At 70.7% G+C, this 25,883-nt stretch carries 19 protein-coding genes; 9 read left to right on the top strand and 10 right to left on the bottom strand.

Annotated elements, in window-relative coordinates; translation table 11 throughout:
* Window positions 1–461: 461 nt before the first annotated feature.
* Window positions 462–2,945 carry a BTAD domain-containing putative transcriptional regulator gene (locus E1288_RS04760; protein WP_235883339.1) on the bottom strand — a complete coding sequence of 828 codons (2,484 nt, stop codon included), beginning with the start codon at window positions 2,943–2,945 and terminating at the stop codon, window positions 462–464.
* A 408-nt stretch (window positions 2,946–3,353) separates the two neighbouring features.
* On the opposite strand from E1288_RS04760, the gene E1288_RS04755 reads away from it, so the two are divergent.
* Both E1288_RS04755 and E1288_RS04750 read left to right on the top strand, forming a co-directional pair.
* Complete coding sequence (locus tag E1288_RS04755; RefSeq protein ID WP_132481347.1) at window positions 3,354–4,109, top strand: AfsR/SARP family transcriptional regulator; 756 nt, start codon at window positions 3,354–3,356, stop codon at window positions 4,107–4,109.
* A 289-nt stretch (window positions 4,110–4,398) separates the two neighbouring features.
* The gene (locus E1288_RS04750) at window positions 4,399–4,830 is read left to right on the top strand and encodes an organic hydroperoxide resistance protein (RefSeq protein WP_132481344.1); all 432 of its coding nucleotides are present in this window, start codon (window positions 4,399–4,401) and stop codon (window positions 4,828–4,830) included.
* Between the two features lie 178 nt (window positions 4,831–5,008).
* Here the strand turns inward: E1288_RS04750 and E1288_RS04745 are convergent, their stop codons facing one another.
* Complete coding sequence (locus E1288_RS04745) at window positions 5,009–6,046, bottom strand: alpha/beta fold hydrolase (protein WP_132481341.1); 1,038 nt, start codon at window positions 6,044–6,046, stop codon at window positions 5,009–5,011.
* A 160-nt stretch (window positions 6,047–6,206) separates the two neighbouring features.
* Complete coding sequence (locus E1288_RS04740) at window positions 6,207–8,933, bottom strand: ATP-binding protein (RefSeq protein WP_132481337.1); 2,727 nt, start codon at window positions 8,931–8,933, stop codon at window positions 6,207–6,209.
* A 395-nt stretch (window positions 8,934–9,328) separates the two neighbouring features.
* Here E1288_RS04740 and E1288_RS04735 point away from each other — a divergent pair, with 395 nt between their 5' ends.
* From E1288_RS04735 to E1288_RS04720, 4 genes are all read left to right on the top strand, one after another.
* Complete coding sequence (locus E1288_RS04735) at window positions 9,329–10,960, top strand: tannase/feruloyl esterase family alpha/beta hydrolase (protein WP_132481334.1); 1,632 nt, start codon at window positions 9,329–9,331, stop codon at window positions 10,958–10,960.
* A gap of 127 nt (window positions 10,961–11,087) precedes the next feature.
* Window positions 11,088–11,795, top strand: a complete 708-nt coding sequence (locus E1288_RS04730) for an alpha/beta fold hydrolase (RefSeq protein WP_165967983.1) — start codon at window positions 11,088–11,090, stop codon at window positions 11,793–11,795.
* Window positions 11,796–11,910: 115 nt separating this feature from the next.
* Window positions 11,911–12,504 (top strand): TetR/AcrR family transcriptional regulator, encoded by a 594-nt coding sequence (locus E1288_RS04725; RefSeq protein WP_132481709.1) that lies wholly within the window; start codon window positions 11,911–11,913, stop codon window positions 12,502–12,504.
* Window positions 12,505–12,888: 384 nt separating this feature from the next.
* A complete protein-coding gene (locus tag E1288_RS04720) occupies window positions 12,889–13,374 on the top strand; it encodes a DUF6130 family protein (RefSeq protein ID WP_235883338.1) in 486 nt (161 codons plus the stop codon).
* Window positions 13,375–13,467: 93 nt separating this feature from the next.
* On the opposite strand, the gene E1288_RS04715 is transcribed toward E1288_RS04720, so the two are convergent.
* Window positions 13,468–14,430 (bottom strand): quinone oxidoreductase family protein, encoded by a 963-nt coding sequence (locus E1288_RS04715; protein ID WP_132481326.1) that lies wholly within the window; start codon window positions 14,428–14,430, stop codon window positions 13,468–13,470.
* Between the two features lie 133 nt (window positions 14,431–14,563).
* On the opposite strand from E1288_RS04715, the gene E1288_RS04710 reads away from it, so the two are divergent.
* Together E1288_RS04710 and E1288_RS04705 are read left to right on the top strand one after the other, a co-directional pair.
* Complete coding sequence (locus E1288_RS04710) at window positions 14,564–14,941, top strand: nuclear transport factor 2 family protein (RefSeq protein ID WP_132481322.1); 378 nt, start codon at window positions 14,564–14,566, stop codon at window positions 14,939–14,941.
* A 17-nt stretch (window positions 14,942–14,958) separates the two neighbouring features.
* Window positions 14,959–16,068, top strand: a complete 1,110-nt coding sequence (locus E1288_RS04705; protein WP_132481319.1) for an aldo/keto reductase — start codon at window positions 14,959–14,961, stop codon at window positions 16,066–16,068.
* A gap of 58 nt (window positions 16,069–16,126) precedes the next feature.
* Here E1288_RS04705 and E1288_RS04700 read toward each other — a convergent pair whose 3' ends face one another.
* From E1288_RS04700 to E1288_RS04680, 5 genes are all read right to left on the bottom strand, one after another.
* On the bottom strand, window positions 16,127–17,467 hold the full coding sequence (locus E1288_RS04700; RefSeq protein WP_132481703.1) for an amino acid permease: 1,341 nt from the start codon (window positions 17,465–17,467) through the stop codon (window positions 16,127–16,129).
* A gap of 836 nt (window positions 17,468–18,303) precedes the next feature.
* Window positions 18,304–19,632, bottom strand: coding sequence for an SWIM zinc finger family protein (locus E1288_RS04695; protein ID WP_132481315.1), 1,329 nt, complete (start codon window positions 19,630–19,632; stop codon window positions 18,304–18,306).
* A 1-nt stretch (window position 19,633) separates the two neighbouring features.
* Complete coding sequence (locus tag E1288_RS04690) at window positions 19,634–22,258, bottom strand: DEAD/DEAH box helicase (protein WP_207954192.1); 2,625 nt, start codon at window positions 22,256–22,258, stop codon at window positions 19,634–19,636.
* A gap of 289 nt (window positions 22,259–22,547) precedes the next feature.
* On the bottom strand, window positions 22,548–23,360 hold the full coding sequence (locus E1288_RS04685) for an SGNH/GDSL hydrolase family protein (protein ID WP_132481305.1): 813 nt from the start codon (window positions 23,358–23,360) through the stop codon (window positions 22,548–22,550).
* Window positions 23,347–23,916 (bottom strand): PadR family transcriptional regulator, encoded by a 570-nt coding sequence (locus E1288_RS04680; RefSeq protein WP_132481300.1) that lies wholly within the window; start codon window positions 23,914–23,916, stop codon window positions 23,347–23,349. The genes E1288_RS04685 and E1288_RS04680 overlap by 14 nt, the downstream gene beginning before the upstream one ends.
* Before the next feature lie 83 nt (window positions 23,917–23,999).
* Between E1288_RS04680 and E1288_RS04675 the strand changes: the two genes are divergently transcribed.
* Entirely contained in the window at window positions 24,000–24,425 is a 426-nt protein-coding gene (locus E1288_RS04675; RefSeq protein ID WP_132481296.1) for a nuclear transport factor 2 family protein, read from the top strand.
* 420 nt (window positions 24,426–24,845) lie between these two features.
* Here E1288_RS04675 and E1288_RS04670 read toward each other — a convergent pair whose 3' ends face one another.
* Complete coding sequence (locus tag E1288_RS04670; RefSeq protein WP_132481291.1) at window positions 24,846–25,817, bottom strand: zinc-dependent alcohol dehydrogenase family protein; 972 nt, start codon at window positions 25,815–25,817, stop codon at window positions 24,846–24,848.
* Between the last annotated feature and the right edge of the window lie 66 nt (window positions 25,818–25,883).

Raw genomic sequence — 25,883 nt, 5'->3', positions numbered from 1 at the left:
CACCAGCGCTCCCATCGCGCACGTCGAGGAGTGCCCCAAGAAGGCGTTTCAAGATGCTGGCGCACGCGTGTGCGGGACGTGCCCGCCTGGGGCGCAGGGCGTCGATTTCGCGCGAAATCGCCGCCGGCGGGGTTCGTTCGTGCTGTCTTCGCCCACATCTCAACGCTAATCAGCGTCAGCACCGCCCGGCATCCGTCGCGTGACGTCAGCCGTGTACGTCGCCGCTCCCGGCACCCTCCGGCACGCGTTCCGGAGGGGCGGGGACGAGGCGCCCCGGGGGATTAGGGCGCCTCGTCCCCTCGGCCACACCGAGTGATTCGCGATGGCGCGGCGGTAATCGCTCGGGTGGCGAGACGACGGTCCATGCGGAACTCCACGATGCTATTCCGAAGCACGCCGACGATCGGTATACGTTCTTCGACGGCGCGATCTCGTTGCCACCGAAGGACTTTCTGCAACGCTCAACGGGCTTCGGACGCGCCCTGCGGCGCGAACAGGTTCAGGCGCCGTTGCGCCCACAGCTCTTCGTCCAGGTGCCGATCCCGCCATTCCCCGGGTGGCGCCAGCCAGTCGTGGCCGAAGACCGAGTTCGGATGGTCCGTCTCCACCTCGTGGTGGCCCAGGTACTCCAGCAGCGGGCGCCAGAGCCTCCCGTTGGACAGGACCAGGTACGAGGCCGCCAACCCGGGCTCGTGCAGGCAGCCGCGCATCAAGTGCGCCTGGAAGGCGTCCGTGATGAAGGACGGTTCGGCTTCGCCTGCGGGGCACAAGAGGTGCCGCGCGACCGAGACGTGCGCGCCGGCCGGCAGGTGCATCCGCCGGCGCACGTCGTGCCAGATCGCTCCGACGATCGAGTCGGCCGCGAGTTCTTCCGGCGCCGGAGCCGTGAGGCGCAGTCGGCTCATGAACGCCCGCAGCCGCTTCGTCCTGCGGTCCCGCAACAGGTGGAACGCGTTCGGTTGGCGTTCCAGCCAGAACCGGACGGAAGCCGCCGCGGACTCGCCGCGGTGCTCCCGCGCCATGGCGATGAGTTCCCCGTGGTCCGCGGAGGTCGCCGCCGACGCCTGCAGGTCCTCGTCGCCCGCGCCCGAAACGTACCGCGGCACGACCCCGCCCCGCCGCCGCAGATGGGCGATCGTCCGCATCACCGCCACGCTCGCATGCGGATCGCGGGTGTCCCGCAGGAGGCTGCCCATGACGTACTCGCGGATCCGCCGGTGCATCTGCTCGTAGCCGACCGGGTCCCGCCACCGCAGCTGGTATTCGAGGGATTCCCGCAGCACGCCGTTGATGTCCAGGCCGTGAGCAGCCGTTTCGACGAACGGCTGAGCCCGGAGCCAGTCGAACAGTTCCGCCGCCTGGCCGCCCGGCACCACCGCCCGGAGCAGGTCTTCGGTGGTGTAGCGCGCGTGTGCGCACACGTGCAGCGCCCACCGGTGCGCGGCGGTCGGCGCGGGACCGACCAGCAGCGCGATGACGTTGTCGACCACGTACCGCACGGCGTCGCGTCGCGACGGCTTTCCGGTGACCGGCAGGCTCCGGCCGACCTCGGCCGCGAGCGACAGCGCGAGGGGACTGCCCTCGGCGAAGTCCACAATGGAGTCCCGGAGCTCCGGGGCGACGCCGCGGGCCTCGACCAGCGCGGCGGATTCCTCGTCGCTGAGGGCCCCGAGGCAGCGGAGTGTGATCGTCCCGGACCATGCCGGGTCGATGAGCCAGCCGGCGCTCGGCCCGGTCCTGCCCGCCACCACGATGATCGCCTCGCCCCGCAACTTCCGGAGGTACTCGTCGCGCAGCCAGTGTTCGAGGTCGCCGAACTCTTCGAAGGAGTCCAGGAGGAGCACCGGCCCGGCGGCCGCTGAGAGCTCGTCGGCGACCTGTTCGAGGCGTTCCCGGCGCTCCGAGGCATCCAGGTCGTGCAGGTGCCACACCTGACGGCCCGAAGCACGTGCGTCCTCCGCGAATTTCCGCAGCAGCGTCGACTTTCCGATGCCGGCGGGACCGCAGACGAACAGCGGCCCGCTCCGCTCGCCGCCGGCTTCGAGCATGGCCCGGAAAACCGCTCGCTCCGCGTCCCGTCCGATGAACTGCCGGTCGAAGCCCCCGCCCGGCACCTGGCCGGGGCGCGCGGTGCGCGACCCGGTTCGCGGGGCGGCCATCTCGTCGTGGACGTCCGCGTCGGCCCGGAGGATCTTCTCGTGGATCGCCTGCAGCAGCGGCCCCGGGCCGACGCCCATCTCCTCGCTGAGCAGGTCGTAGACCGTCCGGTAGACCTCCAGGGCCTCGGCCCGCCGGCCGCTGCGGTACAGGGCGAGCAGGTAGATCTCGTACAGCGGCTCTTCGAGCCGGTTCTGCTCGATGAGCAACGGCACCTCGGCCACCACCTCGGCGTGCTCCCCCAGCTCCAGGCGGATCCGCAGCAGCTCCTGGGTGGCGGTCAGCTTCAGCCGTTCCAGCCGCGACCGCTCCCTTTCGGCGGCCTCGCCGGGAACTCCGGCCAGCGCGGTGCCGGTCCAGAGGTCGAGCGCAGCCGCCAAGTGGTCCGCCGCCGCCGAGGCGTTCCCCGCCGTGTGCTCTCGCCTGGCGCTCTCGACCAGGTCGGCGAACTCGGTCGAATCCAGCACGAACAGCGACGGGTCCAGCAGGTAACCCCCGGCCTGGGACCGGATCGCCGAGCCGAGCCCGTGCCCGGACAGCATCCGCCGCAGGCGGGAGATGTAGGTCCGGATGACGGCTTCGCCGGTGACCGGCGCCCGGTCTCCCCACAGGCCGTCGATCAGCTCGCCGACCTGCACGAACCTGCCGTTGTTGGCCAGCAGCAGCATCAGGACGGCTTGTTGCTGCGGCGAGCCGAGGTCCAGCTCCGTGCCGTAGCAGTTCAGGCCCGGCGGGCCGAGAACGGTGAACCGGCAAGGAGGCGAGTCCGTGGACGCTCGTCCGATCACCAGTGGGGCCTTTCCTTCGCAAGAGTCGCGGCGGCCGGCCCGGGTTTGCGGGTCCGCAGCAGGGCACGCCCGAAGGTAGGCGGGCTCGGATCGCCATCGCGTGCGTCAAGCGACGCCGAGGGCGTACGTCGCCCCGGGCAGCGATGCGACCGGGCGTTCGCCGCCTCGGCCCTTTCGGATGTCCTCGCCACGACTTCTCGTGCCGGAGCCTTCCTAGTGCCTCGGCGTAGACAGTGGATAGACGTTCGGTGACAGGGGGCATCGGCGTTCGGTCGGCAATGGCGGAACCTAAAGTGTGCCGGTGTGTTCGACGCTGCACCAACAGTCCTGGCGGGACCCCGGCAGCGCGGATCGGCGACGGCCGGGCGGCACCGCAGGTCGCGATCAACGGGAGGAGCGCCAACCACGATGACCGGTTTGAGCTTCGGGCTGCTCGGCCCGATCAAGGTCTGGAGCGGTGACGGGGAGCTGGCGGCAGGCTCCCCGCAGCAGCGGGGTGTGCTCGCTCTGCTGCTGCTCAGCGAGGGGCGGCAGGTCTCCGTCGACGAGATCGTGCGCGCGCTGTGGGGGTTGGAGGCTCCGCCCAGCGCCGTCGTCACGACCCGCACCTACGTCTCCCGGCTGCGCCGGATCCTGGCGGGTGGTGAGGCGGAGATCCGCTCGGCGGGCCGCGGCTACCAGCTGGTAGTCGCGCCCCGCGCGGTCGACGTGTCGGTGTTCCGCCAGACCACGTCCGCGGTGCGCGAGGCCCGCGAACAGGGGCTGCTCGCGGAGGCGTCCCGCCTGTCGCGCGACGCGCTCGCGCTGTGGCGCGGGCCCGCGCTGGACGGGTTGGGCGGCGCCTTCTTCGAAGGCCGCCGCACCTGGCTGGAACGACTGCGCGCGACGGCCATGGAGGATCGCTGGGCGCTGGACATCGAGCAGGGCCACTGCGACCAGGCGATCGCCGAGCTGACGCTCGCGACGACGGCGGAGCCGTATCGAGAGCGGCTGTGGGAACTGCTGATCTGGGCCTTCGACCGGGACGACCGCCGGAGCGAGGCGTTGTCCGCCTACCAGCGGATCGCCCGGTTGCTGGCCGACGACCTGGGGCTGGAACCCGGCCCCGGCCTCCAGCGGATGCGCGCCAGGATCGGGACGGCGGTCGGCGCCTCGCTGGTCTGAGCGCCGGTGACGTACGCGCATGACGTCATCCGACTGTCGCCAAGGCATTTCCCGAGTTCTTAACGTGGTGTCGTGCCGAGCCGCGGTGGTCGCGCTTCACGAACACCACGGCCGCACATCGAGGCGGGGGAGAGCCCCCGAGCGCCAATGCCGTCACCGCGCAGAAATCCGCGCCGTCGCGCGGTGCACGGCCGCCCCCGCCTCTCGGACCGCCCCGGCCGGCTGGTGAGCCCGGCCGGGGCGGGCGCGGCGACACCCCTGTGAGAACGCGAAGACGAGAAGGAATGCCATGGCTGAAACCACCTACACCGCGGTAGCCACCTCCACCGCGGATGGCCGCAACGGCGGGCGGGCGATCTCCGACGACGGCGTGCTCGACGTCGGCCTCGCCGTGCCGAAGGCGCTCGGCGGTGCCGGCGGCGGCACGAACCCCGAGCAGCTGTTCGCGGCGGGCTGGGCGTCCTGCTTCGTCGGCGCCGTGCGCCGCGTGGCCGGCGAGAAGAAGGTCAAGCTGACCGACCTCGCCGTGATCGCGGAAGTCACCCTGCACCACGACACCGACGCCGGCGAGTTCAAGCTCAGCGCCGCTCTGCACCTCGAGGCGTCGGGGATCGACCAGGCGACCGCCGACGAGCTCGTCCAGGGCGCGCACCAGGTGTGCCCGTACTCGAAGGCGACCCGGGGCAACATCGAGGTCACCCTCGACGCCACCGTCGACTGACGTCTCCCCAACGCAATCGAGCCCGCCACCATTCGGTGGCGGGCTCGATGCCGTTCCCGGTCCGTCCACAAAGCTCACCCGGGTTCGATCACGGAAGTCCTTTCCCCGCAACCTGTTCCGGCCAAACAGGCGCGCGCCCGGTGGCCGGATGGGCCGCCGGGCGCGCGTTCGGAATGGTTCAGAGCCGGTCCGCGTCGATGATCGCCTGGGCGAAGGGGCGCGGGGCTTCCTGCGGGACGTTGTGCCCGATCCCGTCGTAGATCCGGTGCTCGTACTTGCCGGTGAACTTGGCGCGGTAGGAGGCGCCGTTCTTGGCCGCGCCGTCGAAGTCACTGCCGATCGTGATCGATGGCACGGAGATGGCCGGCCCGGCGGCAAGTCGCTGCTCGTGCTGGTCGTACTGCGGCTCGCCGGGCGCCAGGCTCAGCCGCCACCGGTAGTTGTGGACGACGATGGCGGCGTGGTCGGGGTTGTCGAACGACGCCGCGCTGCGGTCATAAGTGGCGTCGTCGAAGTTCCACTGCGGCGACGCGATCTTCCAGATCAGCTTGTTGAAGTCGTGCCGGTTCCGGTCGTAGCCGAGGGCGCCGCGCTCGGTCGCGAAGTAGTACTGGTACCACCAGCCCAGCTCGGCGGCCGGGGGCAGCGGCTGCTTGTTCGCTTCGAGGTTGGTGATGATGTACCCGCTCACCGAGACGATCGCTTTGCAGCGTTCGGGCCAGAGCGCGGCCATGATGGCGACGGTCCGCGCGCCCCAGTCGAACCCGCCCAGAACCGCCTTGTCGATCCGCAGCGCGTCCATCAAGGCGATGATGTCGAGCGCCACCGCCGACTGCTGCCCGTTGCGGACCGCCTGCGGCGACAGGAACCTGGTCCGGCCCCAGCCGCGCAGGAACGGGACGATCACCCGGTAGCCCGCGGCGGCGAGCAGCGGCGCGACATCGGCGTAGCTGTACGGGTCGTAGGGCCAGCCGTGCACCAGCACCGCCGGCTGGCCGCTGCTGGGGCCGAACTCGGCGTAGGCCATGTTGAGCACGCCGGCGTCGATCTGCTTGATCGGGCCCAGCGAGGTGTTCTCGCCCGATCCGACCCGGAGATCCGCGCCGGCGGGTGCCGCGGCGGCGGGGGTGGCGGGAGCATTCGACGAGCAGCCGGCCAGCGACGTCGCCGCCACACCCGCCGCGAACGCCTGCGTGAATCGTCTTCTGCTGATCATCTGGAACTCCTGCGCGAATCTCGTCCACCGGGGCGCGGGCGTGTTCTCCCGCGACGCGCCGGGAAGTCCGCGATCCGCGCCCTCCCGGCATGCCCAGGACGCTAGGCAGCCCGCGGAGGCTTCCGCGCCCGTCGGATGACTGCGCCGGTGTAAGTCGCCGCTACTGAGCGGGCTCTTCCTCGAGCTTCTTGAGCATGCCCACCAGATCGGCCCGGGAGCTCACGCCCAGCTTGGGGAAGATCCGGTACAGGTGGGTACCGACGGTCCGGTGCGACAGGTAGAGCCGCTGCCCGATCTCCCGGTTCGTCAGCCCGTCGGCGGCCAGCTGCGCGATGCTCAGCTCGTGCGGGGTCAGCTTTTCCCGCGCGTCCGGGCCCCGGTTCGGGCTCGACTCCCCCGCGCTGCGCAACTCCCGGCGGGCCCGCTCGCCCCACGCGGCCATCCCGAGCGCGTCGAAGGCATCCCGGGCCGTGCGCAGGTGCGTCCGGGACTCCACCACCCGGCGCTGCCGCCGCAGCCACTCGCCGAACGCCAGGTGGACCCGCCCGCGTTCCGCGGGCCACCCGCTCAGATCGGCCCGCAACGCGGCCTTGAACAGCTCCTCCGCCTCGTCGTTCGCGGCGAGCACCGCGCGCGCGTAGCGCAGCCCGATGTGCAACGCCGGCGACGGCGTCGATACCGCCAGCGGTTCCAGCTCCCGCAAGATGTCCCGCATCGCGTCCGCGTGCCCGGCCCGCACCGCGGCCTCGGTGAGTTCCGCGACGAAGTACGCGCGCAAACCGAACTGATAGGCGGGATCCGCGGGGTCGAGGATCCGGCGTAGGTCGGCGAACGCGTCGTCGAAGCGGCCCTCGCTCAAGCCCAGCAGCCCGCGGGTGAGCTGGACGGTGGCCAGGACCGGCCGGGCGCCCGCGGCGAGGCCGATCCGTTCGGCCTCGTTCACCAGCGCCCCGGCCTGTTCGTGGTCGCCCCGCAGCGCGGCGATCTCCGCCTGGACGGCCGTGGCCAGCCCGTGCATGAACGGCTGGCCGGTCTCCCCGGCGAGCGCGGCGGCCTCGGCGGCGATCGGGACGGCCGTGGCCAGGTCACCGAGCCGGGCCCGGCTCCACGCCTGGACGGTCAGCGCCCTGGGCAGTGTCCCGAGCCGCCCTTGGGCGCGCAGTCCGGGCACGGCCGCCGCGGTGAAGCGGGCGGCCAGGTCGAAGGCCCCGACCTGCATGGCCGCGCTGCCCAGGTAGCGGTCTACTTCCGGGTTGGATCCGGCGACCCCGGCCAGCTCCCGCAGCCCGTCGACCACCCGGTGGCCGCGTTCGAACGGCGCGACGTACGCGGCGACAGCGACCATCCGCGGATCGTCGGCATCGATGGGCAGCCGGTCGGCCACGCCCAGCAGCGAGTTGCGCGCGGCTGGGCCGGGTTCGGACCAGAAGCAGCGCATGGCGGCGCCCAGCAGGATCCGGACGGCCGCCTCCACCTGCCCGTCGGCGGCGACCGCTTCGACCAGTTCGCCCAGCTCCGACACCCGGGAGACGTCCTCGCGCACCCCGTCCTCGAAGCCGCTGAGCAGCCAACTGGCGGTGGCGCGCTGACGCGGAGACAGTTCCAGGGCCTGCGCGTCGCGCACCAGGCGCTCGGCCTTGTCGCGGCGGCCGGACTCGACCGCCAGCTCGGCGGCACGCAGCAGGCGAACCGCCTGCCTGTCCTGCCGCTCGCTCAGCCTGACGGCCTGCTCCAACGCCGCGATCGCGGCGGCGAGCCCGCCCCGCTGCTGCGCCCGGTCGGCCGTCCGCTCCAGCTCGGCGGCCACGTCCTCGTCCGCTCCGGCCGTCGCGGCGGCCCGGTGCCACGCCCGGCGGTCCGGCTTGTCGAGCAGCGTCTCGGCCAGCGCCAGGTGGGCCTGCTGGCGCTCGGCCAGCGACGAAGCCGCCGTGATCGCCGACCGCATCAGGGGATGCCGGAACGTCACGGCGTCGATGACGAGCTCTACCAACCGGACCTCGACGGCCGGTGCCAGGACTTCCAGGTCGGCCTCCGCGTCCAGGATCCGGCCGGTGGCCGCGAGCGTTTCGGCGACCGAGTCGGTCTGGTTGAGCGCCGCGACCAGCAAGGCGGTGCGGGTGGGCGCGGCGAGAGCGGCGACCCGGACGGTGAAAGCGCGTTCGAGGCGGTCGCCCAGCGGTAGCACCGGGTCGATCCCGTCGAGGTCTGCCGTCGCCGCGGGCAATTCGCTCAACGCCAGCGGATTCCCCGCCGCCTCCGCCAGCAGCTGCGCCCGGAGTTCCGGGGCGAGGCCGGGCGCGATCGAGTCCAGCACCTCGGCGGCGCTCTGGTCGGAGAGCCGGTCGACGTGCATCGGGGACAGCCCGGCGTCCTGCAGCGGTGAGCGCTCATCGGTGCGGAGGGTCGCGATCAGCACGACGGGATCGGACTCGATCCGCCGCGCCACGAACGCGAGCACGTCCGCGCTCGCGCGGTCGAGCCAGTGCACGTCCTCCGCGACGATCAGCAACGGCCGGTCGGCGGCCTGGTCGGCCAGCAGGCTCAGCATGGCGAGGCCGACCAGGTAGGTGCTGGGTTCCCCGCCGTCGGCGAGCCCCAGCGCCGTCCGCAGGGCGTCCCGCTGCGGGGTCGGGAGGGCGTCCACGCCCGCCCGTACCGGGTGCAGCAGCTGGTGCAACCCGGCGTAGGCGAGGTTCTGCTCCGCCTCCGCACCGGTGGTCTTCAGCACCCGCAGGCCGGCGACCGACGCCGCGGAAACGGCCTCCGCCACCAGCGCGGACTTCCCGATGCCGGCCTCGCCGTGCAGGAGGACGCCGCCGCGATCCCCCGACCCGTCGATGATCTCGGCCAGGAGCTTCAGCTCGGCTTCCCGCCCGAAAAGTCGCATCGTGCGCACTCCTGCCCTGGGTGCCCTCGGCCGATTTCCCCGGGCCGTACACGAGTCCCCGAACACGACCCTACCGAAGGCGCCGCGAGGCGAATCGCCTGCACACCGACGTCGCCGCGCGGCGTTGCGACAGGCCACCGACGCCCGGTTCGTCCGGAAAGCGCGCCCGGACGCGGAAGTTCGCCCGGGGAGCGCGTCTACGCGGCGTAAATCTTCTGTCAACGAGGCCGCCGTAGCGTCGGTTCCGCGACCTTCACCCCGCGGCGCCCGAGAAGGCGCCGACGACCGGCCTGCGCGGGATCCACCGCCGCCGGGGTCGCTCATCGCTCGCCGTGGCGGAACCGCCACGAGCTCGAGGGCGAATCCGAATGCGAGAAACAGCGAGAAGGAAGTCCATGCGGCTCTTGACGAAACTGGTAGCGGCGGCCGCGCCGCTCGCGCTGATCCCCCTGGGCGGGATCGCCGCGGCACAGCTGGGTCCCGGCGACCCGGCGCAGGTGGTGAGCACGGCCGAGCCGACGTGTTCCCCGGTCCCCGTCGACGCACCGCCCGGCTCGGTGATCGAGTCGGTGCAGGCGGCCCGGAAGCCCGGCGGAACCGTCACCTTCCCGGCGACACCGCTCTCACCCGGGTCCGAGATCACCGGCGTGCCCGCGTACTGCGAGATCACCGTCTCCCTGACCCACCCCGGCGCGAACGACCACGTCAAGGTCGTGGTGGCGCTGCCGGAAACCGGCTGGACGGGCCGGCTCCAGGCCATCGGCGGAAGCGCCTACGCCGCCGGCGACTTCGGCGCGCCGCTGGTCCAGGCCGTCAAGGACGGCTACAGCGGCGTGACGACCGACGCCGGCGTGTCCACCGACCCCCTCGAAACCGGTTGGGCGGTGACCGCCGACGGGAAGATCAACGCGCCGCTGGTGACCAACTTCGCGACCCGCTCGGTGCACGAAGAGGCGTTGATCGGCAAGGACGTGACCCAGGAGTTCTACGGCCGGTCGATCACGTACTCCTACTGGAACGGCTGCTCGACCGGCGGTCGCCAGGGCTACTCCGAGGCCCAGAGCCACCCCGACGACTTCGACGGCATCCTGGCGAACGCCCCCGCCGTCGACTGGACCCGGTTCGCGGTCGCGACCCTGTGGCCGCAGGTGGTGATGAACCAGGACCGCCACTTCCCGCGCAACTGCGTCCTCAACGCGTTCCGGCAGGCCGCGATCGCGGCCTGCGACGCGGACGACGGCGTCACCAACGGCTTCGTCGACCGGCCGGACGAATGCAGCTACGACCCGCGCACCCTCGTGGGCACCAAGGTGCTCTGCGACGGCGAAGAACTCACCGTGACGCCCGCGGACGCGGAGGTCATGCGCAAGGTCTGGGCCGGACCGACCGATGAGCGCGGCCGGAGCCTGTGGCTGGGCCTGCCGAAGGGGGCCGACCCCGCGTGGCTGGCCGGAACGAAGGTCGATGCGGACGGCACTCCGTCGGCCCCGGGCTTCCCGGTCGCCGTGGGCTGGGTACAGGCCTTCCTGCAGAAGCAGCCCGGCTTCGACACCTCGACGATCACCTACCGCCGGTTCACCGAGCTCTTCCGCCAGTCGGTGCAGGAGTACGACGAGATCATCGGCACTGCGGACCCGGATCTGTCGGGCTTCCGGCGCTCTGGCGGCAAGCTGATCACGTTCGTGGGCACCGACGACCAGCTGATCCCGCCGGGCGGCACGCTCGGGTACCGCGACCGGGTGGAGCGGCGGATGGGCGGCGCCGAGCGCGTGAACGACTTCTACCGCCTGTTCCTCGCGCCCGGGGTGGAGCACTGCGGCGGCGGCGCGGGCCCGGTTCCGGAGAACCCGCTGGGCGCCCTGGTGGACTGGGTCGAGCACGGCAAGGCCCCGGCGACCCTGGCGGCGTCGACCGATGCCGGCGGCCGGACCGCGACCCGCGATCTCTGCCCGCTCCCGCAGGTTTCCCGGTATGCGGGAGCAGGCGACCCCACTGCCGCGTCGAGCTACCGCTGCACGAACAACTGATCCCCGAAACGCCGTCTGCGCCGACGACCGTCCGGCGCAGACGGCCTTTTCCCGTGACGGGGCCGAAACCCGCTCTCGCCCCGCGTCCACTTCGGGGCGACTCGCACGCAGAGATGAGGAAGACATGATGGCTGCACCGAGGCACTTGGTCCTCGTTCACGGCGCCTGGCACGGCCCTTGGTGCTGGGAGCGGCTCGTACCCGAGCTGGAGCGCCGCGGCTGGGCGACGTCCGCGGTCGATCTGCCCAGCACGTGGGGAAATCCGGGCACCGGGATGCGCGACGACGCACAGGCGGTGCGGGAGCATGTTGAGTCCATCGACGGCCCGGTCACCGTCCTCGCGCATTCCTACGGCGGTGTCCCGGTCAGCGAGGTCGCCGACACGCTGCCGAACGTGCGGCAGCTGGTCTACCTGGCGGCGCACATGCTGGAGGCGGACGAGGCGGTGACCTCGCCCCTCGGCGGGCCGTGGTTCCCGCTGGAAGCGGAGACCGCGCCGCACCTGCCGCCGCACGATGCCTTCTACCACGATGTTCCGGCGGAGTGGGCCGCCGAGGCGGTGGCGCGGCTCAGGCCGCAAAGCGCGCGGGTCTTCCTCGACGAGCAGACCCGGGCGTCGTGGCGAACCATCCCGTCGGCGCTGATCGTCTGCGACGACGACAGGAGCATCCCCGAGCTGTTCATCAAGCGCGCGCTGCGGAGCGCCGAGGTCGTCCGGCACCTCCCCGGCGGCCATTCGCCGTTCCTCTCCCGGCCCGTCGAGCTCGCGGACGCGATCGACGAGGTCACCTTCACCCTCGCCACCGTCGCCGGCATCCGAGTTCGAGTTCCCTGATGGCACCGGGAAAGCGCGGCGCACCCCGCTTTCCCGGTGGCGGGACGGCGACCCCCTCGCGAAAAATGAACCGCTGAGTACACTCCCGGTGGAGGTGCACGTCATGGGAGGACCGGTGCTCACGAAGAAGGGCGCTGCGACCCGCTCGCGGATCATCGACGCGGCCGCGGCGGAAATCCGCGAGCGCGGCGTGGGCACGACCACGCTCGAAGACATCGGCCGGCGCAGCGGCACCGGCAAGAGCCAGCTGTTCCACTACTTCCCAGACGGCAAGGAACAACTGCTGCTGGCGGTGGCGCAGCGGGAGGCCGACCGGGTGCTCGACGACCAGCAGCCGCACCTCGGGGAGCTCACCTCGTGGGCGGCGTGGCGGCGGTGGCGCGACGCCGTGGTCGAGCGGTACCGCAGGCAGGGCGTGCACTGCCCGCTGGGGGTGCTGATCACCGAAATCGGTCAGCACAGCCAGGCCGCCCAGGCGGTGACCGCGCAACTGCTCGGCCAATGGCAGCGCCAGGTCCAAGCGGGCATCGAGCACATGCAGGAAGGCGGGCAGGTCAGCCGCCATCTCGACGCGGCGCGCACCGCGGGCGCCTTGATCGCCGCGATCCAGGGCGGCGTGACGATCCTGATGTCGACGGACTCCTCAGAACACCTGGAATCCGCGCTGGACCTGTGCCTCGACTACCTGCGAACCGCACGCCCCGGCTGAGGGGTCGTTCCGGAATGGCGCGGACACGCGCGGGACGTGGAACGCCGGACGCCGGTTTCGCGCGAAACCGCCATCGGTGTCAGGCACCGGGTGCCTTCGGGATGAGCCTGGCGGAGTCATTCTGAAACACCTCCAAGTCGTGCGACCCGAACGCCCGCTCGCGGAGCTACCAGGACCGTCCGAAGTGGTCACTCCGCGGTCGGCTCCCGGGGTAGGCCGACCGTACAGGCGGGGGTGACGACGTACGGCGATGGCGTCGACCGACGGTCGCCGGGACTTCCGGCGAAAACCTAGCGTGGCCCCATGCCACACCACGACCTGCCAAGTTCTCCGCCATCGGAACGTCGTTCCACGCCGCGCAGGACGATGATCCGCCGAATCGCGATGGGCGCCGCGGCAACCACCTTCGCCGCACTCGCGACCGCCTGTTCGGCCGGCGCTCCCCCGTCGGCGCCGACGTCCCCGGCATCGGAGCCCGAAGCGCAGGTTGCCGCCGGTGCGACGGGCTGGGAACCGGCTCCGGTCGTTCCCCTGCCGTCGCAACCACCTGCCTCGCTCGTCGTCGACGGCCCCTTGCCCGACCAGCTGGCGATGGGATTGGTCGTGATCCGATACCGGGCGGAGAACCTGCGGATCGTCCCGGTGTACGGGCCCGCCGCACTCGACGTCTCGCCCCGGATCGGCCACATCCACGTCACGGTCGACGACGCCCCTTGGCACTGGGCGGACGGCAGCGGCGATCCGCTCATCATCCAGGGCCTGCCGCCCGGGCCGCACAAGGTGCTGGTCCAACTGGCCGACCCCACCCACAAGGTCATCGACAGCAAGACCGTGGACCTCGTCATTACCACGCAGGGCGGCCACCACTGAGGCGCACCTGACCCTGTCCACATTGGATGCGGCCGGGGTCGACACGGGTCTGCGGCGCGCGAAGTGCGCCGCAGACCCGAGAGACCGAACGGTTCAGGGCAGCAGCAGCAATTTCCCCGTGGTGCGACGGGATTCGATGTCCCGGTGCGCCTGCGCGGCGTCGGCCAGGGCGTAGCGCTGCCCGATGCGCGGCGCGAGCTGCCCCTTCCGGACGAAGTCGAAGAGCTCGTTCGTCCGCCGGACCAGGGCTTCGCGCGTTGGCACGTGGTCACCGACGGCCGGATAGGACATCAGGATGCTGTTCGGCATGTCCATCGGGCGGAACGTCGGGTTGCCGATCAGCACGCCGTAGTAGGCGTGGACGCCGTGTGGGCGGAGGGCGAGCTGAGACGATCGCAACGTCTCCGAGCCGCCGCCGTCGTACACGACGTGCGCGCCCTCGCCACCGGTGAGGTTCCGCACCCGGTCTTCGAAACCGCCGCCGCTGGACACGAGAACGTGATCGGCACCGGCTTCCTCCGCCACCGGCACCTTCTCCTCGCGGGACACCAGGGCGATCACCGTGCCACCCCGGGCCTTGATCAGTTGGGTCAGCGCCAATCCGACCCCGCCCGCGGCGGCGTGCACGACGGCCGTGTCGCCGGGCCGGATCGCGTACGTCTCGGTGGTGAAGTGGTTGGCGGTCAGGCCCTGCATCATGATGGCGGCGGCGACCTCGTCGTCGACGTCGTCCGGGACGCGCACCAGCGAATCCGCGGGAATGGCGAGTCGTTCGGCGTAGCTCCCTTGGTGGTAGTACCAGGCGACGCGGTCGCCGACGGCGAGGCCGTGCACGCCTTCGCCCAGCTCGGTCACGACGCCCATGCCCTCGACGCCCAGCACCGCGGGCAGCGACCACGTGGGGACGGGCATCTTCCGGACCCCGGTGTCCATGAAGTTCACCCCGGCCGCCCTCAGTCGCACTCCGACTTCGCCGGGACCCGGTACGGGATCGGGGAATTCGGTCCAGTTCATGACCTCCGGGCCGCCGTGTTCGCGCACGAAGATCGCGTGCATCGGGAACCTTCTCTCGTTTCTGCAGCGGTGGACGGCGCGAGCTTAGGCAGCAGAAAATGGACCGGCAAGTACAGAAGTGGACCGCCTGTTTCTGTACTTGCCGGTCCATTTTTTGTTCTCCACCCTGAACGGCATGGCCGAAGACAACGACACCCTGGTGCGCCGCTTCCTGGCGGCCTTCAACACCAAGAACGCCGACGAGCTCGCCCCCTACCTCCACCCCGAGGTCGTCTTCCTCAACTACGGCGACGACGAGATCCACGGCCGCGAAGGGGTCGTCAAACTGTGGAAGGCGGTTTTCGAGAACTTCGACCGGGTGGAGTTCGAGACCGTCCACCAGGCCGTGAACGGCAACGTCGTGATCGCCGAGCAGATCCACGGGCTCGCGCTGCCCGGCGGACCGCTGGCCCCGGTGATGAACATGGCCGTCTACGAGATCGAGGACGGCCGGATCATCGCCTGGCGCGACTACACCAATCCGGTCAAGGCCCGCGAACTCCTCGCCACCTGATCAGGAGCAACGAATCCATGTCACTCGACCAGTACTACCTGCTGGGCCGGTCCGGACTCCGCGTCAGCCGCCTGTCCCTGGGCACGATGAACTTCGGCACCGGCGGTTTCCACGCCTCGTACGGCAAGACCGAGGACGAGGCCCGGCCAATCTTCCGCCGCTACGTCGAAGCGGGCGGGAACTTCATCGACACCGCGGACTTCTACACCGCGGGCGAGAGCGAAGCGATCCTCGGCAACCTCATCGCGGAAGCCGGGGTCCGCGACCGGATGGTGCTCACCACCAAGTTCACCAACAGCGTCGACCCCGGCGACCCGAACGCGGGCGGGAACGGCCGCAAGCACATGATCAGGGCGGTGGAGGCGTCGCTGCGCCGCCTGCGCACGGACTACCTTGACCTGTTCCTGCTGCACACGTGGGACCGGATCACCCCGGTCGAGGAGGTGTTGCGCACCTTCGACGACCTCACGAAGGCGGGGAAGATCCGCTACGCGGGCCTGTCCGACGTGCCCGCCTGGTACGCGGCCCGGGCGCAGACCCTCGCCGAGGCCAACTCGCTGGTGCCGATGATCACCCTGCAGCTGCCCTACTCCCTGGTGGAGCGGACGATCGAGGCGGAGCACGTCGCGGCCGGCCAGGCCCTGGGACTCGGCATCACGGCCTGGAGCCCGCTCGGCAGCGGCTTCCTCACCGGCAAGTACCGCAATTCCGACAAGGGCCTGACCGGCGAAGGGCGCCTCAGCGGCGAAGGCGGTGTCGGGTACGAGTGGACGGACCGGCACTGGACGCTGCTGAAGACGCTGGAGACCGTGGCGGACGAGCTGGGCGTGACGATGGCGCAGGTGGCGCTCAACTGGGTCGCGACCCAGCCCGGGATCGCCTCGGCGATCGTGGGCGCGAGCAGCGCCGAGCAGCTCGGTTCCTCGCTGGCGGCGCTCGATTTCGAACTGCCCGCGGAACTGCGCGCCGACCTCGACGCCGCCAGCGCCGTGCCGCAGGGCAAGCCCTATTCGATGTTCACGCCGGAGTACCAGTCGTGGATCATCAACGCCGGGGTCAAGCTCGGCGACAAGCCGGCCGGGTACCACCCGGTCGTGCGGAACTGGGTCCCGGAGAACCAGCGCTGATCCGGCACGAAAGGCAGGAGCGGGAGTGGTCTGCGACCGCTCCCGCTCCTGCCGTTGCTCAGACCTTCTCGCCGAGCGCCTTCGTGGTGTCCACGCGCTTGCGGACGGCGAACCAGCCGATCACCAGCAACACGACCAGCACCGGCACGCACAGCAGCGTCAGCCGCCCGGCCGGGACGTCGAACCACATCAGCACCACCACCGACGCCAGGAACGCCAGGGTGGCGATCTGCGTGACCGGCGCGCCCGGCAGCCGGTAGGACGGCCGCTCCACCGCGCCCGACTTCGCCTTGCGCACGAACAGCAGGTGGCACAGCACGATCATGGACCAGGTGGTGATGATGGCGACCGCGGCGAAGTTCAGCACGATCTCGAACGCGTCACCGGGCACCACGATGTTGAGGCCGACGCCGAGCACGCACACCGCGCCGGTGAGCAGGATGCCGCCGTAGGGCACCTGGCTGCGGTTCATCAGGCCGGTGAACTTCGGCGCCGATCCGGCCGCCGACATCGACCGCAGGATCCGGCCGGTGGAGTACAGCCCGGAGTTCAGGCTGGACATCGCGGCCGTGAGCACCACGAGGTTCATCACGTCGCCGGCCCACGGGACGCCGATGCTGGAAAGCACCGTGACGAACGGGCTTTCGCCCTTCTGGTAAGCGCTGAAGGGCAGCAGCAGCGACAGCAGCACGACCGAACCGACGTAGAAGATGCCGATCCGCCACATGATCGAGTTGATCGCCTTGGGCATGATCTTCGCGGGGTTCTCCGTCTCGCCCGCCGCGACGCCGACCAGCTCGACGGCCGAGTAGGCGAACACGATGCCCTGCACCACGAGCACCAGCGGGATCAGGCCGTTCGGCAGGATCCCGCCGTGATCGGCGATCAGGCTGAAGCCCGGCTGGTGGCCCGCGATCGGGTCGCCCAGCACCAGCAGCACGATCGCGACGCCCATGAACAGCACCAGCGCGCCGACCTTGATGATGGCGAACCAGAACTCCATCTCGCCGAAGACCTTCACCGACACCAGGTTCAGCGTGAGCACCACCGCCAGCGCGATCAGCGCCAGCACCCACTGCGGCACCGGGCTGAACAGCGACCAGTAGTGCGCGTACAGGGCGATTGCGGTGATGTCGGCGATCCCGGTGGTCGCCCAGTTCACGAAGTACATCCAGCCGGCGACGTAAGCGCCCTTCTCGCCCATGAACTCGCGCGCGTAGGACACGAACGCGCCCGAGGAAGGCCGGTACAGGATCAGCTCGCCCAGCGCCCGCACCACGAAGAACGCGAACACGCCGCACACGGCGTAAGCGATCGCCAGCGCGGGCCCGGCCGTCGCCAGCCGGCCTCCCGCGCCCATGAACAAGCCGGTGCCGATGGCGCCGCCGATCGCGATCATGTTGATGTGCCTGGCTTTGAGGGCCTTGCTGTACCCCTCGTCACCGGCGTCGACGGGCGCCTGAGCACTGCGCTCGCCGTCGCCTTGCAGGATTTGCGTCACTGATCCTCGTCTCCGATTTGAGGACTCCGCCGGAACGCAGCGGGGTGCCCGCCAAGCGAGCGGTTCCCGGCAGAACCCACGAGCCAGCTGTTCGGCGCATTCCACCAGCCGTGCAGACCCAAGTCGAGTCCACGAAACCTACACTTCCCAAAAGGGCAACCTGGGGAGTATTTGCGATCGACGACCGACGCGGTGGTAGTGTTCGGAACCTTTTGCACCGGACCGTTTCCGGCGAGCTCGTCCGCACGGACGGCGTGCTGCCGACGAGCCTCCGGGCGCACCCGGACCTGCGTCTTCTTGGCGCGCGGCCAAGTCGCGGACTTTCCTGCGGCCGACCGGATTTCGGTGCACACCCGATCGCGGCGACCCGCCGGGAGACAACGTTTCAGACACGGTCGAGCACCGAAACGTGGAGAACCAGACAGAATTCCGCCAACGCACCGGACGTCAAGCGGGTCCGGGGTTGCCCGCAAGCCCCATGAAAAGGGACATCAACCGGTGCCGAAACCCCGCCGAAACCCCGCCGGAATTCCGCACCCCGGGCGGGTGGGAGCCCCACGGCCACCACCATGCCACCGCCGCGGATTTGGTGCAGACCATTTGGCCGAGAACCTTTGCAATCGCACGATTCCCAGCCGGCATCGAGCTCGCACGCCCGACCCGCCACGCGCCAAAAGTCCATTGTGGCCAGTCAAAATCGCGCGGCACGCAGCGGTGCTCACCGACGCGCCTGATCAGACCCCGTCCCGGCCGCCGTCCAGCAGTTCCGCAAGCGCTTCGGCGACGTCCTGGACGGGCGGACCGGCGAGGGCCCACCCCTTCCCATCGGCGCTGAAGGGATACCAAAGACCATCCTGGCCGAGGCGCAGTTGCACCCCGTGATCCCCGAGCGTCCACCTGTTACGCCACACGCGCATCTCCGGCGGTTCGCCGAGGCCGACGTCCCGCCACGCGTCGTCGATCTCCACCCGGGCACGGGCCGATGCTTCGCGTGGCGGCGTCCACGCGTCTTCCAGCGCCGCTAGACCGGTCCTCCCGGCCAGTTTCCAGGCGCGCACGGCGCGGGTGAAGTCCACCGGCCGGGCAGCGGCGCGGCCCGCTCGTCCGGTCAGGTCGTCCCGGTCGGCCCGGGCAGCGAGCCGCACCGCGTCGGTCCACTGATCCGGCTCGCCCACGGGCGCACCCGCCAGCAGCGCACGCGCCCGGTCCGCCGCATCCGTGGCGAGCACGGCGATCGCGGCCGCAGCGACCGGCGACGCGTCGACGTCCGCGAGCAAAGAAGCCAGGTCCAGCGGAGCCGCCGACACCGGCCCCGGCGAGTCGGGCAAGGCCGGCGGTTGGGCCGACCACGCCTCCGCCGCAGGCGTTCCCGCCGCCGAGGCAGCAGCGCTCGCGTCCACGGCGCGGCGGGCGTTGCGCCGGTGCAACTCCTCGGTCAGCTCGTCCTCGCCCCGCCCTCGCACCAGCAGCAGGACGAACGGATCCCGGTCGAGCAGCCAGGAAACCTGGTAGGCCAAGGCGGCCGCGTGCTGGCACGGGCTGTCCCAACCGGGACAACCGCAATCGGGATCGAGATCGCCGTAGCCCGGCAGCAGGCGCACATCCGCGTCGTCGGCCGCTCGGACCAGTTCGCGCGGCATGTCGCGGTCGAGTAGCGCGGCGATGTGCCCGGCATTGCCGGCGACCCTGTCCAGGAACCGGTCCCAGCCGGCGCCGGACAGCTCGCGGAACCGGATCACCGTGGTGTGCGGGCGATAGTGGTCGCCGTCGTGGACCGGGGCCGAGATGCGGCCGGGGCTGACGGTGATCGAGCCCACCTGGCCGGTGAACGCGTACCTGCGGCCCTTCTTGAGCTGCTCCGGGTCGAGCGCGGTGTCCTCCATCGCCTCGATCCAGGCGTTGCCCCACCAGGTGTCGGCGAACTTCTTGCCGTACCGCTTGCCCGGCGGGAACGCGGGGAAGGTGATCGCACGCCGGTGCGGATCGACCTCGTCGGCCGCGTCCTCCTCGTCCTCGTCGTCGAAGCCGAGCAGGAAGTCGTCGTACTCGTCGTGACCGGGCACGTCAGGCGCTCCTCAACTCGACCAGCCGCCGCAGCTCGGCGTCGGAAAGCTCGCCGAGCGCGGCTTCGCCGCCGCCGAGGACGGCGTCGGCCAGCTCCTTCTTGCCCGCCAGCAGGACGGCGATGCGTTCCTCCAGCGTTCCCCCGGCTACCAGGCGGTGCACCTGGACCGGCTTGGTCTGGCCGATCCGGTACGCGCGGTCGGTGGCCTGCTCCTCGACCGCGGGGTTCCACCAGCGGTCGTAGTGCACGACGTGGTCGGCGCGGGTGAGGTTGAGACCGGTGCCGGCCGCCTTGAGCGACAACAGGAAGACCGGCACCTCACCCGCCTGGAACCGGCGCACCATCTCGTCGCGGCGGGCCACCTGGGTACCGCCGTGCAGCAGCTGAGCGAGCACGCCGCGGTCGGCCAGGTGCTTCTCCAGCAGCCTGGCCATCTGCACGTACTGGGTGAACACGAGCACCGCGCCGCCCTCGGCGAGGATGGTGACGATCAGTTCGTCCAGCAGCTGCAGCTTCTCCGAGCGAGCGGCCGAGGGGCCGGCGCTCTCCTTCAGGTAGTGCGCCGGGTGGTTGCACACCTGCTTGAGGCCGACCAGCAGCGTGAGCACCAGGCCGCGGCGGGCGATCTCGGTCCTGCTGTCCCGGATCTCGGCCATCACCTCCCGCACCACGCGCTCGTAGAGCGCGACCTGCTCCGGCGTGAGCGCGACGACGTGGTCGGTCTCGGTCTTCGGCGGCAGCTCGGGGGCGATTCCCGGGTCGGACTTGCGGCGCCGCAACAGGAACGGCCGCACGAGCCGGGAAAGCCGTTGCGCGGTCAGGTTGTCCCGCTCTTCCTCGACCGAACGCGCCCACCTTGCCCGGAAATCCCCGATCCGGCCGAGCAGACCAGGCGTGGTCCAGTCGAGGATCGTCCACAGCTCGGCGAGGTTGTTCTCCACCGGTGTCCCGGTCATCGCGACCCGCGCGGACGCAGGAATCTCGCGCAACGCCTTGGCGGTACCGCTCAACCGGTTCTTGACGTGCTGCGCCTCGTCCGCGACCACCATCCCCCACCGGTGCCCGGCGAGGGCCGCCGCGTCGACGCGCATGGTGCCGTAGGTGGTGAGCACGAAGCCGCCGTCGAGCCCGGCCAGCGACCGCAAGGCCCCGTGGAACCGGCGCACGGGCGTGCCCGGGGCGAACTTCTCGATCTCCCGCTCCCAGTTGCCCAGCAACGACGCGGGGCAGACGACGAGCGTCGCGCCCGCCGTCGCCGGGTCCGCCGCCCGGCGCAGGTGCAGCGCGATCAGCATGATCGTCTTGCCCAGGCCCATGTCGTCGGCGAGGCAGCCGCCGAACCCCAGCGCGGTCATCCGGTGCAGCCACCGCAGACCCCGCTGCTGGTAGTCGCGCAGCGTGGCGCGCAGCGCCTCGGGTTGACCGAGCATTTCGGGGCCACCGTCGGGATCCGCCACCTGCTCCACCAGCGTGCCCAGCCAGCCGGACGCGACGGCTTCGACGCGGGCACCTTCGTTGCTCCGCAATTTCCATTGAAATTGAAGGTCCAATTTCCATTGAAATTGCGGTGGACGCAGCTCCGCGCTGCCGATCAACGCGATGCCGAGACCGTCGTACGCACGCACCGGCGGCAGGGCCCGTTCACGGGCCTTGCGCGCCAACTCCGGCTCCACCAGCAGCCATTGCTCGCGGATCCGCACCACCGGCCCGCTCTTGGCCACGACGTCCATCTCGACGTCCGCGAGCGGCTCACCGGCGAGCGTGAGCTGCCAGCTCACCGGCAACGGCGAGGACTCGCGCAGGAAGGCGGCGACGTCCTGGGGCTGTTCGCCGGGTGCCGACACGACGACCCGGGCGTTGAGCTCCCGGGACAGCTCCGGCGGCCACTCGATGTCGATCCCGGCCGCCGCCAACCGCGTCTCGGCCCCGCCGAGCAGGTCGTCGACGTCCTCGTCGACGAGTTCCAGCTCGACCGGCTCGGCTTCGGAGAGCAGGCTTTCCAGCGGCGACCAGATCCGGGCGGCGCGGCGCAGCGCGAGCATGGCCTCGAACGTCGCGCGCTCGCCGAACCCCTGGCCCTCCCCGGCCCACAGCGCCTCGGCGTCCACGACCTGCGTGGGATCGGCGAGGTTCCGAAGCCGGACCACTGCCGTGAACGGGCTCGCGCCGAACTCGCCGCGGACTTCGAGGCGCAACGCGACCCGGAGCCCGGCGTCCACCCCCACTGCGACCTGCCGCGCCCACTCGCGGAGGTCCTCGTCGGCCGACGTGCGTTCGTCGGCGGCGTAGCGCGGATCGCCCGTGAGCCACACGGCGCCGGGTGTGCGCGGCATCGTGTCGGCGACCGCGTCGAGGAACCCGCGCAACAGCCGCTCGGGATCCGGCAGCACGAGCGGTTCGGCGGCCGGATCCAGCGGAATCGATCGCGCGCTCGCCGGCATCGCGGCGGCCAGCGCGCGGAGCCGTTCGACGTCGGCGACGTCGAGCGGCCCGATCCGCCAGGCATCGACCCCGTCCGGCGAGACGCCGGGCAGCACGCGGCCACGAGCGACCAGGTGCAATGCCAACACGGCCGCGGCGGAGTGGAAGACCGCCGATGGATGCGCCTCCCGTTCGTCGCGCATCGCCACGAGCAATGGCAACGCCTGCGCCACTGCTATCCGACGGGCGGGCACTCGACGAGCGACGACCGAGCCGTCCTCGACCAGGGTGATCACCGGTTCCGCGGGTTCCCCCGAAGTCAGGTCGGCCGGGAGCGGACCACCGCCCGGGTCGTGGACGACGAACGCGCCCGCCCGCGGCGGATCCGCCGGATCGAACACCACCGCGCACCGCCCCAGCCGCACCCGCGTCTCCCCTCGCACACAGCTTCTCAGTACAGAGTACCGTATGGCGTACGCTGGGGTAGGCCGCTCACGATTCGATGTTCACCGGGTCATCGGCGGACATCGGGCCGAGCGTCGGGCGTTTCGCCTTGCGGCCGTCGCCCGAGGAACGGCCGAGCATGCGGCGCACGAGCCACGGCCCGACGAAGCCCGCCACCCACCGGAGCTCCGCCTCGGCTACCCGCCACGCCGACGATTCCTGTTGCACCGGAAGGGATTCGCTCCACGCATCGTCGCCGCCCGGAAGTTCCAGGGCGTGGGCGACGGCGCCCGCCAGCCGCGTGTGACCGAGGGCGTTGAGGTGCAGCCGATCGCCGCTCCACAGCCGAGGATCGGATGTCACGGCGTGGACCGAAAGGTCCGCGACCACCGCCCCGTGGCGTTGCGCGGCCGCCCGGATCCGGTCGTTGAAGTCCCGGGTCCGCGCGGTGAGCAGCCGCCCGGCCGGCAAGCGCTGCCCGGGGTAGGGATAGGTGAAGGTGACGACGGTGGCCCCGGTGGCCGCGAGAGCGCTGAGCATGTCCTCGATGTGGCCGCACACGGCCGCGGCATCGAAGCGGGGGCGGATCAGGTCGTTCACCCCGGCCATGACGGTGACCAGATCCGGGGCCTGCGCGAGCGCCGGCGACAACTGCTCCGCGTGCACCTCGTGGGCGAGTCGCCCGCGCACCGCCAGGTTCGCGTACAGCAGTCCCGGATTCACGACGGCGAGCTGTTCGGCCAGGCGGTCCGCCCAGCCGCGGTATCCCCGCGCGTCATCGCCGTCGTTGAGCCCTTCGGTCTGGCTGTCGCCGAGCGCCACGAACCGGGCGTAGCGCGGAGTGCGGTCATCCCTGGACATCGGCACCCGCCCTGGCTCGCAGCACCGAGGCGGTCGCGTTGCACCAGTCGCGGTTCTCGCTCTCGAACCGCCGCCCCCGCAAGCACGTCAGGTAGGGGCCGATCTTCGCAGCACTCGCAAGGAATTCCGCTTCGTCGAGCTCACCGCGCATCTTGCGCAGGAGCTTGTCGAAGAGCTCGATCTTCGCCTCGGCGATCGCCGCGCGCTCCTGGAGCCGGCCGATCAGCTCGGCCGCATCGACCGAATCGGCCGCCGCGACCTTGACCAGGAGATCGTCGCGGATGAACGACGGCTTGGACGGGGCGGCGGCGAACCGCTGAAGCTCGGCCAGCCCCGCGTCCGTGACCGTGAACAGCCGCTTGTTCGGCCGGGCCTCCTGCACGATCTCGCGGCCGGAGACCAGCCCGTCCTGCTCCAGCTTCGCCAACTCCGAGTAGAGCTGCTGCGGCAGCGCGTGCCAGAAGTTGGCCATCCCGACGTCGAACGCCTTCGCCAGCTGGTAACCGCTGAACTCGCCGTCCAGCAACGCCGCCAGCACCGCATGCCGCAAGGCCATCGCACATCACTCCCTAGCCGAGGCCACCCAACGCCACTATAGTCAATTTTAGGACTAATCACATCCTTGACCAAGGAGCTTGCGTGGATACCATCGACCGCTTCCGCACCGCGGTGGAAGAGCGCGACGTCGACGCACTGGAGACGCTGTTCGCGCCCGAGCCGAGGTTCTTCAGCCCGATCAAGTTCAGCCCGTTCGAAGGGCGAGCCATGGTCCTGGGCGTCTTCGGCGTCCTCCTGCGGCGCGTCTTCGACGAGTTCCGCTACGTCGGAGAGCTGCAGGGCACGGCGGAGACCGCGGCGGGCACGGCGGCGGACTCGCACGTGCTGATCTTCCGCTCCACGGTGAACGGCAAGCAGATCCACGGAATCGACCTGATCCAACTGGACGAGAACGGCCTGATCGAAGAGTTCACGGTCATGGTCCGCCCCCTGAGCGCGGTAACGACCCTGGGCGAAGCGGTGCACGCAGCCCTCATCGCAGAAGGCCTACTCCCCAACGAAAGCTGACGACGTCCGCTCACGAACCGGCCGCCCCGACAGACCCATCGGATGTCACGACGGCCGGGTCGATCCACAGTAGACTTCCATCTTCGGCTCGCCCCAAAATTCCTTGAGACAAACCACCTTTCCTTACATCCGGACGTTGCGCGGGATTACCGGTCGGCGCCGGCGGGGACGGCGGCCGCCGCCGCGAGACCGCCCCGAAGACGATCACGAGCATGGCCCCGCACAGGTAGGTCAAGGCCCTCGAAAACGAACTACGCGAGCAGACCGGGGTGCTGTCCTATGTAGAGGGAGCTCGAAAAGCCCATCACCGCCAGGTGTTGGCGGGCTTGGAATGCACACCGAAGGCGAAGCGAGTCTGCCCTCTTCGTGTTCTCGCTCAAGCATGATCTAGCGGCTGGCTGAGCCACAGGGCAGCGTGCGCTAGCTCCCCGAGGGCATGAGCACGATTCTGCCGAATACTTCGCCAGCGTCCATTTTCCGGTGGGCCAGCACAGCTTGCTCCAACGGCAGCACCTCGTGCACAACCGTGGCCAGTTCGCCGCGACTTGCGGCGGCGAACAGCTCGGCGGTCACGACCTGTCGGTCAGCTGCGGGCACGGTGTTGGCGCTGAAGGTAGCGAACGACATCGACTTCTGGAACGCCGCGAACATCTCCATGGCGAAGTCCGTCGGCGGGTCACCTGCGACTGCGCCGACGGCCACCATGCGACCGTTCGGGTTGAGCTTGGCGAAGAACGAAGGCAGGTCCGCGCCGGCGACGATGTCGATGATGACGTCGAAGCCTGCGGGATCGTCCTCACCTCCCTCGCCGGCGCGGTCCAGCACGTGAGTCGCGCCGAGCTTGCGCAGACGATCGCCACGTTCGGGTGACGATGTTGTGACCGCCACCGCACTGGCACCACCACGAGCCGCGAGCTGGACCGCCATGATCCCGATGCCACCGGCCGCGCCGCGCACCAGCACCGTCTCGCCGGGAACGAAGTGGGCATGGCGAAGGCCGAAGTGGGCCACCGCTCCGGAGCTCCCGAGCGTCACCGCCTCGGCGGCCGACATGGTCGCCGGTAGGTGGAGGAGCGTCGTGGCCGGGGCGATCGCTTGCTCGGCGTAGCCGCCGCCCACGCCGGTGAAGGCCCACACGCGCTGACCGAGCCATGATGTGTCGACGCCATCGCCGACCGCGGCCACGGTGCCCGCTATCTCACCGCCGAGGATGTGACCGTCCTTGAAGCCGTAGGCGGCGAGAGCGCCGCTTCGGATCACGGCGTCGACGCCGCCGACGCCGATCGCCTCGGTGGTGATCAGCACCTGCCCGTCGGTGGGGCTCGGGGTAGGGAGGTCGATGACAGCGAGGCCCTCGGGACTTCCGAACGCCTGCACCGCAACTGCTTTCACTGTCGTCTCCGTGCTCTTGGATCGATCGGGACTCACCGGCGGACAGTAACGGACGCTGCCGTCCGT

The sequence above is a fragment of the Saccharopolyspora elongata genome (assembly GCF_004348985.1).
GTDB lineage: Bacteria > Actinomycetota > Actinomycetes > Mycobacteriales > Pseudonocardiaceae > Saccharopolyspora > Saccharopolyspora elongata.
This window is presented reverse-complemented; position numbering and strand designations above follow the sequence as displayed.

Excerpts from the sequence above, each read along its gene's own strand:
- E1288_RS04755 (WP_132481347.1), top strand. The coding sequence starts at position 3,354 with ATGACCGGTTTGAGCTTCGGGCTGCTCGGCCCGATCAAGGTCTGGAGC.
- E1288_RS04750 (WP_132481344.1), top strand. The coding sequence starts at position 4,399 with ATGGCTGAAACCACCTACACCGCGGTAGCCACCTCCACCGCGGATGGC.
- E1288_RS04745 (WP_132481341.1), bottom strand. The coding sequence starts at position 6,046 with ATGATCAGCAGAAGACGATTCACGCAGGCGTTCGCGGCGGGTGTGGCG.
- E1288_RS04740 (WP_132481337.1), bottom strand. The coding sequence starts at position 8,933 with ATGCGACTTTTCGGGCGGGAAGCCGAGCTGAAGCTCCTGGCCGAGATC.
- E1288_RS04735 (WP_132481334.1), top strand. The coding sequence starts at position 9,329 with ATGCGGCTCTTGACGAAACTGGTAGCGGCGGCCGCGCCGCTCGCGCTG.
- E1288_RS04730 (WP_165967983.1), top strand. The coding sequence starts at position 11,088 with ATGGCTGCACCGAGGCACTTGGTCCTCGTTCACGGCGCCTGGCACGGC.
- E1288_RS04720 (WP_235883338.1), top strand. The coding sequence starts at position 12,889 with ATGGGCGCCGCGGCAACCACCTTCGCCGCACTCGCGACCGCCTGTTCG.
- E1288_RS04715 (WP_132481326.1), bottom strand. The coding sequence starts at position 14,430 with ATGCACGCGATCTTCGTGCGCGAACACGGCGGCCCGGAGGTCATGAAC.
- E1288_RS04710 (WP_132481322.1), top strand. The coding sequence starts at position 14,564 with ATGGCCGAAGACAACGACACCCTGGTGCGCCGCTTCCTGGCGGCCTTC.
- E1288_RS04705 (WP_132481319.1), top strand. The coding sequence starts at position 14,959 with ATGTCACTCGACCAGTACTACCTGCTGGGCCGGTCCGGACTCCGCGTC.
- E1288_RS04700 (WP_132481703.1), bottom strand. The coding sequence starts at position 17,467 with ATGATCGCGATCGGCGGCGCCATCGGCACCGGCTTGTTCATGGGCGCG.
- E1288_RS04690 (WP_207954192.1), bottom strand. The coding sequence starts at position 22,258 with ATGCGCGACGAACGGGAGGCGCATCCATCGGCGGTCTTCCACTCCGCC.
- E1288_RS04685 (WP_132481305.1), bottom strand. The coding sequence starts at position 23,360 with ATGTCCAGGGATGACCGCACTCCGCGCTACGCCCGGTTCGTGGCGCTC.
- E1288_RS04680 (WP_132481300.1), bottom strand. The coding sequence starts at position 23,916 with ATGGCCTTGCGGCATGCGGTGCTGGCGGCGTTGCTGGACGGCGAGTTC.